General features: G+C 37.5%; 6 protein-coding genes, 1 tRNA gene, 2 rRNA genes and 1 pseudogene. 2 read left to right on the top strand and 8 right to left on the bottom strand.

What is annotated here, in order from left to right; translation table 11 throughout:
• The first annotated feature begins 11 nt into the window (after positions 1-11).
• Both B0M43_RS06865 and B0M43_RS06860 read left to right on the top strand, forming a co-directional pair.
• Positions 12-767: a hypothetical protein gene (locus B0M43_RS06865; RefSeq protein WP_078006383.1), complete on the top strand. Its 756-nt coding sequence runs from the start codon at positions 12-14 to the stop codon at positions 765-767.
• A 428-nt stretch (positions 768-1,195) separates the two neighbouring features.
• Entirely contained in the window at positions 1,196-1,618 is a 423-nt protein-coding gene (locus B0M43_RS06860; RefSeq protein ID WP_078006384.1) for a hypothetical protein, read from the top strand.
• Positions 1,619-1,954: 336 nt separating this feature from the next.
• Here the strand turns inward: B0M43_RS06860 and B0M43_RS06855 are convergent.
• The 8 genes and pseudogenes from B0M43_RS06855 to B0M43_RS06820 form a co-directional block, all read right to left on the bottom strand.
• A pseudogene (locus B0M43_RS06855) lies at positions 1,955-2,482 on the bottom strand (HAD family hydrolase); the annotation flags it as partial.
• Between the two features lie 144 nt (positions 2,483-2,626).
• The gene (locus tag B0M43_RS06850) at positions 2,627-4,210 is read right to left on the bottom strand and encodes an MFS transporter (protein WP_078006386.1); all 1,584 of its coding nucleotides are present in this window, start codon (positions 4,208-4,210) and stop codon (positions 2,627-2,629) included.
• Between the two features lies 1 nt (position 4,211).
• Entirely contained in the window at positions 4,212-5,264 is a 1,053-nt protein-coding gene (locus tag B0M43_RS06845; protein WP_078006387.1) for an HlyD family secretion protein, read from the bottom strand.
• 153 nt (positions 5,265-5,417) lie between these two features.
• Positions 5,418-6,776, bottom strand: coding sequence for a TolC family protein (locus B0M43_RS06840; RefSeq protein ID WP_078006388.1), 1,359 nt, complete (start codon positions 6,774-6,776; stop codon positions 5,418-5,420).
• 316 nt (positions 6,777-7,092) lie between these two features.
• Positions 7,093-7,914 carry an AraC family transcriptional regulator gene (locus B0M43_RS06835; protein WP_078006389.1) on the bottom strand — a complete coding sequence of 274 codons (822 nt, stop codon included), beginning with the start codon at positions 7,912-7,914 and terminating at the stop codon, positions 7,093-7,095.
• 268 nt (positions 7,915-8,182) lie between these two features.
• Positions 8,183-8,256, bottom strand: a tRNA-Asp gene (locus B0M43_RS06830).
• Between the two features lie 1,261 nt (positions 8,257-9,517).
• Positions 9,518-9,627 (bottom strand): 5S ribosomal RNA (gene rrf / locus B0M43_RS06825).
• 130 nt (positions 9,628-9,757) lie between these two features.
• A 23S ribosomal RNA gene (locus tag B0M43_RS06820) occupies positions 9,758-12,641 on the bottom strand.
• Positions 12,642-12,654: the final 13 nt, after the last annotated feature.

Here is a 12,654-nt window from a genome sequence, read left to right as displayed (position 1 = left end):
AAATTAAAATTATGCGAAATTTTTTTTCTAGTTTTTTTGATGATTGGAAAAAGCCAATATATTTTTGGTTTTTAACGATTTTGCTTTTAGTCCTTTCTAATTTCACAAACAGCCCAATCTTTCAAGACATTAATATTTTCATATTTGGATTAGGACTATGTGTTATATTAATTTCAGGAATTTATCAGCTATCAGAAAGAAAATGGCTCAAAAGTCTGATTAGTTTCGGTCTATTTGGCGCATCAATATTTTCATTTATATTTTACATTTTAATTTCCTTTTTTATTGATCAAATTACACCAGATACTTTTGCTCTGAATTTAACAATTCCAAAAAACATTAAAATTGACAATCCTATTAATATGGATTTTGATGATAATTTCAACTCTAAAAAACCAGACAGCATAACAAATAAACTTGTAGAAAACACAGAATTTCAACTTTATAACTCATTTCAACCGGGACTTTATGAATTTGATTTTTGGACTGGAAAAATTGAAAGCGGCACTATCTATTTAAAAGTTTTCGAAATCACTCAAAACGAACAACTTTCGAGTAAAGAAATAATACGAAAAAGTTCAATCAAAGTATTCAATCCTTCTGACAGCATAAAGAAATTCAGTCCAAAAGATGATTTTACAATTTATGAGGGAGATTGGGCACAACCGTACGCTGCTAGATTTGAAGTTTGGTTTAAACCTGAAAATGGAAAAGCAGAAAGAAAATTATTTTCTAAAAATTATAAAATTGAAGGATGGATGAGATAGCTATTTATCCGATTAAAGCCTTTCGTTTAAATTAAAAATCCAAAAATTTTAAATTGAAAAAATTAAGTAATCTTCATCTAACACAAAAACTAGCAATAGCAATTCCTTTATTGTCTATTTTAAGCTACCTAGCAAAACGTTATGTTGAGACATTTAGATTTTCTGATGAATTTCGATCGATATACGAATATGGCAGTTTTGGCAGTTTAATGTTAACTTTACTACTTATCGTTCTTTCTTTCGGTAATTCTATTTTAATTATTTGGGTTTTAAAAATAAAGCTTCTTTCAAAAATTCTATGGTTTCTGTTAAGCTTATCTGTTTTTCTATATTTTAGCTTAGCAATTATATTTCCTATTCTACGATATTCTTTGTAGACTCAAAGTCAATAATTTATAAATTCACCTTAAAAAAACATTTATATAGAGATGCAATTATCCAAACAAAGAAAAACAGAAATCATAATCTTTATTATTCTGACAATAATTGGTTTTGCATTTTATCTAAATTTTAAAAATATACATATAAAATTCCACAACAAAACAGGAGAAAATATTGACTCATTGGTTGTTGCAGGAACTTTAATTGGTGATTTAAAAAAAGACGGATCAACAAAAAACATTGATTTCAAACAATTTGTTTTTGATGGAAGTATACCCTACGAGATAATTAGCGGTAAAATAAAAAACAAAAAAATAGAACAACTTAATTGGAGTTGGTGCGGAACAGATATAAAAACACAAACTAAAGGATCATATATTTTTGACATCAAAAAGGCACTAGACGAAAATGGCAACACTTGTTTGTATCTAGTAGAACACAATAAAAAAATATTCTGGGAAGAAGAATAAATCCACCGAGTTTGTCATTTCGAACCAAGGGAAAAATCTTTGCGAGTAACTACGCAACGAGACTCCAATCTTTGTCGAGCTTCTCGCGAGGATTTCTCGTTCCTCGAAATGACAAACTGTGTGTAGAAAAACCTTTGTCAAAGTTTTAAACTTCGACAAAGGTCTATCGTATAGTTTGGGATTTGGAATTTAAATTATTGGAATTTATTTCCCCAACAATTCTATTACCTTATCAACATTCACTTCGCTATAATCATTGATATAAAAACTACATGGCGGAAGTTGTTCTTTTGTATGCGTACTCAAAACGCCAACGACTTTCATTCCTGCATTTAGTCCCGCTGTAACACCTGAGAATGAATCTTCGAAAACAATACAATCAGACGGAGAAACGCCAACACGTTTGGCAGATTCAAGATATACTTCGGGATTGGGTTTATGAAATTTTACGTCTTCGCTTGACATTATAGAATCCATTTTATCTTCGAATTTTAGTGCGCCCATAATCAAATCAAGATTGGCGCGCGGTGCAGATGTTGCCACAGCCGTTTTGAATCCACGAGATTTCAGTTCGCCTAAAAACTCCAAATAATGCGGAATGGTTTCGACTTTGTCTTTATAAATTTCACGAAACATTCCTTCTTTTTCGTCTTCGAGTTTTACGAGTTCTTCTCCCGCAATTGGGCGCTTGAAGAAATGCGTCATAATATATCCATTATGTTTTCCGTACATATGCTCTTCAAATTCCTGCTCTGAGTGAGAAATTTGATATTTATCGAAAAATGCCTCGAAAGCTTTTGCATGATGCGGATTGGTGTGACAAATCACGCCATCCATATCAAAAATTACACATTGCTGTTTCATTATATTTTTGTTTTTTTAACGGTTGCAAGATAAGGTAATAAAGAGTTATTTCACATAGATTCGTGGAGGTTTCTCGCAGAGATTCGCTGAGTTTTTTTTAATCTCGTAATCCCGATAGCTATTGGGATTGCGAGATTAAAACCATCAACTAATCCAAATCTTCTTTTTAAACAAATTAGCTGTATGACGTAAATGCTGATTGCATGCGATAAGAATAATTAAAACTACCAAGCCATACCCAACGATGGTATAAATTTCCATATCGGCCAATAAAGTCGATTGTTTGGCGACGGTGCTAAAAACTTTTTTGAGCGCTAATGTATTCGATTCGTCAAGCGAATATCCTTTTGCAGCGAAGCTCTGCGCAGTTTTGGTGATCGTTTCCTGAGCTTGCGGATAATCTCCGGTTACAAACTGACTTAACTTTAAAAAGTGCTTTTTATTCAGGAATACCATGGCATTTTGCATGACACAAAAGCCAATTGTGCTTCCCCAAAAACGCCCGGAAACGCCAACAATTCCTGAAGAAACCGCCATTTTTGCCGGAACCGATGATGTGGTAAACAAAATTAGAGGAACGAATAAAAATCCAACACCAATGCCTTGCAAAACGTACGGAATGATAATATCTGATAAAGCGACATCGGGCACAAAAAGAAACGTAAACCAAAAGTGAAATAACGCAATTAGCGAAAATCCAATGATAAAAATAACTTTAGTCGAAACGGATTTCATTAGGAAAAAAGCAGCCAAAATTAGTCCAATTACATTTCCTAATCCGTTTATGTATTGCACGCCGGCAACTCGGGATGGATCCCAATTCCAGATTGAATACATCGCCGAATGACAAAGACTTAGCGTGGCTCTACTGATGTAAAAAAGGAAGAATAACAAAAAACCAATTCGCAGATTGGCGTATTTAAAAACTTCAAAATTAAAGGTAGGTCTTTTTACCAGAAGTTCTTTAAAGATGAATAATCCTCCTGTAATAAGCGCAATCATCAATATTAAAACCATATGAGCAGACTCAAACCAGTATTTTTTCTCGGCATAAACAAAAAAGTACGCACCGCCGAGAATTGCCGTTAGCACCAAAATATAACTGATCCAGTCGATTTGATACAACGGAATTTTCTTTGTGATTCTATGTCCACGAAAAGTAACCAGAATCAAGAAGACATTCAGAACCTGAAGTCCGCCCGAAACATACAACATGTATTTCCAATCGTAATGATCCAGAAACCAAACGGCGATATTCATGATAAACGGCGTTGACAATAATAACGATCCGTAATAAAAGGAGAAACCAATTATGATGGCGTTTTTAGAATTGAATTGTTCTATCAACAATTGTCTAATTGTAATTACCGGAAGCGCCATTAAAATTCCCTCGGCAACACGCAGCAATAAAAAGACATAAAAATTTGTAATATAGGCCGATGAAATTATCGTAATCCCGATAACAGAATACACCGCCATGAGATAATTTTTGGCAGGGAAAAAACTCGAAAATCTACTTTCGATCAAAATCGTGGCCAGCAAAGTTCCGTATGTAACGCACATCGCAAACTGCAAATCCTCAGGCTCAATGTCCAGAAAACTTGCCGCGTAAGTTACATTTGACGTATAAACGCCCAATAAAATCATGGAATGCAAGAGACAGACAAACAAAATAATAATGATTGCCCATTTTGGAACCCAGGATTTAAAAATACTTTTATCTTCCATTTTAGTGGTGTTCTGCAATAACCGTGATATTCATTCCGGCTCTTAAAAAGTCGGCTTGTTTGTTGGTTTCTTTCATTTGAATACGAACAGGGATTCTTTGTTCGATCTTCACAAAGTTCCCTGTTGCATTATCCGGAGGCAATAACGAAAATCGCGCACCACTTGCAGGAGATAATGAAGTAATGATTCCCGTAAATTCCTTACCACTCAAAGCATCAGCCTTAATACGAACTTCCTGACCAACGGTTAAATATTGTAATTGCGTTTCCTTGAAATTCGCCGTAATCCATTTTTCTTTGCTTACAATAGAAACTAATGATTGTCCTTCCTTAACCATTTGTCCTGGTTGCAAAGTTCTCTTGCCCACCCAACCGTCATAAGGTGCGGTTATTATGGTGTACGAAAGAAACAATGCAGCATTATCTGCCACAGCTTGTTTCGACGCAATATTAGTTTGCATCGTAGGAACATTTGCCTGCGCCTGAGACGTACTTAAATTGGATGACTGAATTCGGTCTCGCATTTCCTGAAAATGCGCTTGCGCCGATTCATAATCTGCTCGTACTTTCTCTAATTGTTGCGATGTTGCGGCTTCATCTTTTACCAAAGCCTGATAACGTTCGTATTCTAATTTTGTTTTCCAAAGATTCGTTTTTGCCGCTGCCAATTGCGATTCGCCAATTGTGGTTGTACTTGCTGTTGTTGCTACATTTCTTTCGGCAACAACGCTGCTTTGTTTTGCACTTTGAACATCAGCCAGCGCCACATTCAATTTCGATTTGTATTCTCTATTGTCAATCACCACCAAAGTATCACCTTTATGCACAAACTGATTTTCATCAAAACGAACTTCCTGAACATAACCCGTAATTCTGGACATGATAGGTGTTACATATTGCTCTACCTGCGCGTCATTGGTTTCTTCGTGATTACTATTGAACACATAAAACCAAATCCCTAAAATGATTCCGCTTGCTACTAATATGCAGGCAATAACTGTTATTAATACATGAAACGTTCTGTTTCTTTTAGTTTCATTTTTTATCTTAACCATATTATTTTATATTCTTTATTTCTATTTTTTCTAATTCTCCACCGGATTAAAATCCGGCGCTACAATATGAATCGTTCCTCCGGAACTTAAAATCTATATTCTTTACTATTCTCTTGCTTCTAAAATCTTTCTTCTTGCTTCTTTCTTCTTAAATTAAATCTGATCCGGCATTATTCCGGCCGTATGAAGCAATTCATAATGTTTAAGAATCGCGTCCAATCGGGTCGAAATCTTATTGTATTTTGCCTGTAATAAAGCGTTATCGGCATCCACCATTTCGGTTATCAAAACCAATTGGTTCAAGTATTTTAATTTTACAATTCGGTAATTTTCATTGGCCAAATCCAAAGCTTTATCCACAACTACAAATTTTTCAAGGATTTCCTGATATTGGGTATGTTCTTTAAACAGTTGATCCTGAATTTCATCTTTTATAATTTCAGACTGCATTTTTTGCCATTCGATTTTAGTCGTAGCTTGTTCTACTTTGGTCTTGTTTTTATACAAAGCCGAAATATCAAAATGCGCTTCGATACCAATTTGCCCTAAAGTGTACAAATACGGATTTGGCGGAAAAAATTTATAGTTTGGATAATAAAAACCATAATTTCCAAAGAAGTTTACCGTTGGCAGATAATTTCCTTTCGCCAGCTTCAGTTCCGTTTTTTTGATGTTTAATTCCTGGCTTGCGATTCGCATTTCTTCGTTCTGAAAAGCTTTTTCCAAATAAAAATCATACGGATCCAAGCCATTCATTTTATCCATATTGGCAGTTGTATCAATCGCCACATCTTCGTTTTCAGGAAGCTGAATCAAAGTCTTTAAATCATGCAAGGCGATTTTTATATTTTTTGAATTGGTCAGCGAATTCAATTCACGGTCCGAAAGCTGCAATTCGGCTCTAAGCACTTCATTTTTTGTAACGGTTCCGTGTTTTTGAAGTGATTGAACTTCTTTCAATCGGCTTTTTTCTTCTTTGATGTTTTCTTCAAAAATCTTCTGAAGCTCCATCATTTTATAAATCGCCAGATAATTGGCTACCACTTCAAGCTCGATATCATTCTCGGTCTTTTCGGTTTTTATTTTGGCAATTTCATTTTCCTGATTGGCAATTTTAATGGCGTTATTGATCTTATTACCGGCATAAATTGGCATTTTAAAAGTGGAATTTACCTGATAAATCTCCGGAATTGCTTTGGTTACTTCTTTACCATTTAGGAAACCATTTCCTTTGAATTCCGTAATATTGGTAATTCTGGAATATTCACCGTTTAATTCGATATCCGGCAAACGGAGTTCTTTTCTTTCTTTGATGTTTTGCTCTGAGAGCGTAGTCTCTAATTGAGATCTAAGGATTTTTTTGTTGTTTTCTTTTGCCAGTTTCACCGCTTCACTTAACGAAACTGAATGAATTTCCTGTGCTTCTAAACTATTAAATGTCAATACAACTAAAAATAGTAATATGATTTTGAGAAAACAGTCTTCTGTAGAATTTGTTGTTTTAAGGAACATGAATATTTTAAGATTTTAATACTGCAAAGTTCCTACATTTTTTTGTTGACTGATAATTATAAAAAGTCAATAACATATTCATTTCGGACATATGTTAAAATTTGATTTTTCGAAAACGTTATATTAAAACCCTGATAAACAATTAATTAAAAAACAATGCTTGTTTTTTTAATTTCACGCAGATTTAAAGGATTGAGGCTAATTTACGGAGGTCATTTTATTTGTTAGGAGACTTAGTAAAGCTGTAGAAAGACATTCTTAAATAAATCTGCGCTGATCTGCAAAAATCTGTCAAATCTGCGTGAAATAAAAAATTTTACTTCCCTTCTAAAATCTCTTCCCTATTTAAGTAGTCAGAAGGTCTTTGTCCGAGGAATTTAAAGAATGTATTACTAAATGTCGGAACGCTATTATATCCAACTTCAAGCGCTACCTCTTTTACCGAAAGTTTTCTTTCTAATAAAAGCTCAATAGCTTTCAAAATTCTTCGAATAGTATAATATTGAATGAATGACATATTAAGATCTTTTTGAAATAAGCGATACAAAGAACGTTCGCTGTAACCAAATTCATGTGCAACTTCTGAGAACAAAATCGTTTCTCCCAAATTATTCTCAACATGGCGCAAAATTTTACTCAAACGCGGATCTTTAGGCTGCGGTAATTCTAAAGGTAAATTAGTAAGGCATATTTGAGGTAATATTGCTTTGATCGCTTTGGCAATGGCAAAATTCGGAGAGCCTTTCTTAAGATCTCCATTCCACCTATTGGTAAAAAGCATCATTTGCAACAGTAAATTATTGACCGGATAGATCCCTTCATTTTTATAAAACAAATCCTCGTCTTTATCAACAGGAAAATACAAATTTCGCATCGTCACACTTTCAGATTTTGGTTCAATACTGTGCGAAACACCACTCGGAATCCAAATAAAATGTCTTGCAGGCAAAAAATAAGTTTTAGTTTCTGTAGTTACAAAAACAACATCACCTTCAGCATATAGCAACTGAGCTTTGTTGTGTTTATGTGTAGGCACAAACAATTCACCCATCAAATCATGGTGGCAATAAATGCTTTTTTTATCGGCATCTACTTTTTTGATGTAATATCTATCTAGTTTCTGACCGGAATGTTCCATTGAGATAATAATGACATATAAATATAAGAAGAAATAAATAGTTTGGAATATAAAATAGTGTTGATTTAACCGCAAAGTCCGCTAAGATTTTTAAAGTATGCTTTTTAGAAAACATAAAGTTCGCAAAGCTTTGTCTTGATCTGGCTTTGCGAACTTTGTGTTTTCTATGCGTAAAGTAAAATTAAATCTTGGCGTTCTTTGCGGTTAAATCTCAAAAGATATAAAAACAAAAAAGCCTTTCCGTTAAGAAAGGCTTCTTCCAATATTGCGGTCTGGACGGGACTCGAACCCGCGACCCCATGCGTGACAGGCATGTATTCTAACCAACTGAACTACCAAACCAACTGCGTTATTGTGAGTGCAAAAATACAACAGAAGTTGGATTCTACAAGGGTTTTTACGAATAAAAATTAAATTATTTTTAATGAACTGATTATAAATAAATTCCAATCCTCTAAAATCCAAATTCCCATTGAATATCTATGGATTTCTCAAGGTTCAGAACCTATACAAAGGTTTTTTCGTACAAAAACAAATGTCTGATTTCTAAATATTGTCAATGATTTCAACCATTGAAATGCAACTTATTTAATAGAAATCAACTCTCAAAATTATAACTTTCGGCTAATAACTAAAAAACTTATCGCTCTTTTAAGTTAGATTACATTTGAAAAAAGAAATCTTTCTAAAAAAAACGTTTTCAATTAGCTCGAAATATGGGATTAGTAATTAGATTATTTTCTAAATACATATCAATATAAACTAACAGAATATTTCTTTAATATATTTGAAACAATAAAATAATTGACCTCATAAAATTAGCCGAAGAACATGAAAAAGCAAATGAGTCTGGATTCAATACAATTTTCATAAAAGAGATTAATTCCCTTTTCAAAATAGGATTAATTACACCTAAACTAGACAGAATAAAAGCAAGCTAAATAGACGTTACAATCAAATAAAAAGGGCTAAATAATTTGAATTATATAGTGGTATTCAAAAAAGGGTTTAACCCATCTGAAGAATTTTAAGATCTTTGAAAATATAAAGAAAAAAAATCATTGATAAACTAACTAAACGGCATGAAAAATGAAATCATTAAGAATTTAAGACTTTTAACGACAATCTAAGCATTGAGAACTTATCGATTTTATGAGACCTAAAAATAAATCACAGAAAGCATAATTAAATTTATTTGGGCGTTTCCCTCCGGGCCGGGCTTCCGCTAAATCTTTTGCGAGAGAGGTTTTAGGCTGCTTTGCCGGAAGTGTAGTGTGTCGCAAAAGGATACCGCTCCCATCCCTAACGCGGTTTATGGTAAAAAGGAAGTATTATTTTCAAAGGAAATTCCAACTTCTAAATCCCAAATTCCAATCCATAGAATCTCATAGTTTTTACTTTCAGAAGAGATCATGTAAATAAACTGTTATTTAACCGCAAAGAACGCAAGGGATTACGCAAAGTTCGCAACGAACAGCCTTTGCGAACTTAATAAAGACAGCAGTACAGACAATAAAAAAAACCTTTTCGTACTTTGCGGTAAATTTCACAAAGTGATATAAACAAAAAATCCCTCCCGATAAATCGGGAAGGATTCTTAAAAGAAAGGCGACGACATACTCTCCCACATAACTGCAGTACCATCTGCGCAGGCGGGCTTAACTACTCTGTTCGGGATGGGAAGAGGTGAGCCCCGCCGCAATAACCACCTTAAGGCCGTTTTGCAATGGGTGATTAGCTTTAGCTAGTCAACATTACACAATATCTTAACATACTGAGATAAAGAAAAGTATTTTATTTATTAGAAAGTTTCTCCCCCCGACCGGAGTCGGGGGAAAAGGGTGTACATAAGCTTACGGATTATTAGTACTACTCGACTATGACATTACTGCCTTTACATCTATAGCCTATCAACGTGGTCATCTTCCACGATCCTTAAAAGAAATCTCATCTTGTGGTGGGTTTCGCGCTTATATGCTTTCAGCGCTTATCCCTTCCAAACGTAGCTACTCTGCGGTGCCCCTGGCGGGACAACAGATACACTAGAGGTTTGTCCAATTCGGTCCTCTCGTACTAGAATCAGATCCACTCAAATTTCTAACGCCCACAGTAGATAGAGACCGAACTGTCTCACGACGTTCTGAACCCAGCTCGCGTGCCACTTTAATGGGCGAACAGCCCAACCCTTGGGACCTTCTCCAGCCCCAGGATGTGACGAGCCGACATCGAGGTGCCAAACCCCCCCGTCGATATGAGCTCTTGGGGGAGATCAGCCTGTTATCCCCGGCGTACCTTTTATCCTTTGAGCGATGGCCCTTCCATGCGGAACCACCGGATCACTATGCTCTACTTTCGTACCTGATCGACCTGTATGTCTCTCAGTCAAGCTCCCTTATGCCATTGCACTCTACGCACGGTTACCAAGCGTACTGAGGGAACCTTTAGAAGCCTCCGTTACTCTTTTGGAGGCGACCACCCCAGTCAAACTACCCACCAAGCAATGTCCCCCGCAAAACGGGGTTAGGCCTCAGATAAACAAAGGGTTGTATTTCAACAATGACTCCACAACGCCTGGCGACGCCGCTTCATAGTCTCCAACCTATCCTACACATCATTTATCCAAGGTCAATACTAAGCTATAGTAAAGGTGCACAGGGTCTTTTCGTCCCACTGCGGGTAAACGGCATCTTCACCGTTACTACAATTTCACCGAGCTCATGGCTGAGACAGTGTCCAGATCGTTACACCATTCGTGCAGGTCGGAACTTACCCGACAAGGAATTTCGCTACCTTAGGACCGTTATAGTTACGGCCGCCGTTTACTGGGGCTTCAATTCAATGCTTCTCCGAAGATAACATCTCCTCTTAACCTTCCAGCACCGGGCAGGTGTCAGGCCCTATACTTCATCTTACGATTTTGCAGAGCCCTGTGTTTTTGATAAACAGTCGCCTGGACCTCTTCACTGCGGCCCCCATTGCTGGGGGCGACCTTTCTCCCGAAGTTACAGGTCTATTTTGCCTAATTCCTTAGCCATGAATCTCTCGAGCACCTTAGGATTCTCTCCTCAACTACCTGTGTCGGTTTACGGTACTGGTACTAATTACCTGAAGTTTAGAGGTTTTTCTTGGAAGCCCTTAGGCGCACTATCTCTTTGTCCGAAGACTCCGAGTACTATCGTATTTCCCCAAGCCGCGTGGATTTGCCTGCGCAGCTTATAGGTAGGTACTTCAACGAACTATTCCGTCAGTTCGCGGCGCTTTCATCACTCCGTCACCCCATCACAGTAATTAGTAGTACGGGAATATTAACCCGTTAGCCATCGACTGTCCCTTTCGGGTTCGCCTTAGGACCAGACTAACCCACAGCTGATTAGCATAGCTGTGGAAACCTTAGTTTTTCGGTGTGCGGGTTTCTCGCCCGCATTATCGTTACTTATGCCTACATTTTCTTTTCCAGCCAGTCCAGCATACCTTACGATACACCTTCAACCCTGCTGGAATGCTCCCCTACCACTTAGAGTAAACTCTAAATCCATAGCTTCGGTAATACACTTATGCCCGATTATTATCCATGCTCGTCCGCTCGACTAGTGAGCTGTTACGCACTCTTTAAATGAATGGCTGCTTCCAAGCCAACATCCTAGCTGTCTGGGCAGACAAACCTCGTTCTTTCAACTTAGTGTATATTTGGGGACCTTAGCTGATGGTCTGGGTTCTTTCCCTCTCGGACTTGGACCTTAGCACCCAAGCCCTCACTGTTAGTGAACATTATATAGCATTCGGAGTTTGTCAGGAATTGGTAGGCGGTGAAGCCCCCGCATCCAATCAGTAGCTCTACCTCTATATAACTTTATAACTAACGCTGCACCTAAATGCATTTCGGGGAGTACGAGCTATTTCCGAGTTTGATTGGCCTTTCACCCCTACCCACAGGTCATCCGAAGACTTTTCAACGTCAACCGGTTCGGACCTCCACTGTGTGTTACCACAGCTTCATCCTGCCCATGGGTAGATCACACGGTTTCGCGTCTAACACTACTGACTAAAGCGCCCTATTCAGACTCGCTTTCGCTACGGATCCGTGGCTTAACCACTTAACCTTGCCAGCAACGTTAACTCGTAGGCTCATTATGCAAAAGGCACGCCGTCACCCCACGAAAGGGCTCCGACCGCTTGTAAGCGTATGGTTTCAGGATCTATTTCACTCCGTTATTCACGGTTCTTTTCACCTTTCCCTCACGGTACTGGTTCACTATCGGTCTCTCAGGAGTATTTAGCCTTAGCGGATGGTCCCGCCAAATTCAGACAGGGTTTCACGTGCCCCGCCCTACTCAGGATACCACTATCTATTACACTCGTTACCCATACGGGGCTATCACCCTCTTTGGCGTCACTTTCCAGTAACTTCCGGTTCCTTGTGCATAAAATCTCGTGGTCCTACAACCCCAATCTTGCCGTAACAACATTGGTTTGGGCTAATCCGCGTTCGCTCGCCACTACTTACGGAATCACTTTTGTTTTCTTCTCCTCCGCCTACTTAGATGTTTCAGTTCAGCGGGTTTGCCCACCTATCGGTGTACTATGTCTTCAACATAGTGGGTTGCCCCATTCAGGTATCTGCGGATCAATCGGTGTGTGCCCGTCCCCGCAGCTTTTCGCAGCTTATCACGCCTTTCATCGCCTCTGAGAGCCAAGGCATCCCCCATACGCCCTTATTTTGCTTATTGTACCAATCATAAA

The organism is Flavobacterium sp. KBS0721 (assembly GCF_002007065.3).
Lineage (GTDB): Bacteria > Bacteroidota > Bacteroidia > Flavobacteriales > Flavobacteriaceae > Flavobacterium > Flavobacterium piscis.
Note: the sequence above shows the minus strand (reverse complement) of the source record. Positions and strands in the feature narration are given on the sequence as shown.

Coding starts and splice junctions, on each gene's coding strand:
- B0M43_RS06865 (WP_078006383.1), top strand. CDS start 12: ATGCGAAATTTTTTTTCTAGTTTTTTTGATGATTGGAAAAAGCCAATA.
- B0M43_RS06860 (WP_078006384.1), top strand. CDS start 1,196: ATGCAATTATCCAAACAAAGAAAAACAGAAATCATAATCTTTATTATT.
- B0M43_RS06850 (WP_078006386.1), bottom strand. CDS start 4,210: ATGGAAGATAAAAGTATTTTTAAATCCTGGGTTCCAAAATGGGCAATC.
- B0M43_RS06845 (WP_078006387.1), bottom strand. CDS start 5,264: ATGGTTAAGATAAAAAATGAAACTAAAAGAAACAGAACGTTTCATGTA.
- B0M43_RS06840 (WP_078006388.1), bottom strand. CDS start 6,776: ATGTTCCTTAAAACAACAAATTCTACAGAAGACTGTTTTCTCAAAATC.
- B0M43_RS06835 (WP_078006389.1), bottom strand. CDS start 7,914: ATGGAACATTCCGGTCAGAAACTAGATAGATATTACATCAAAAAAGTA.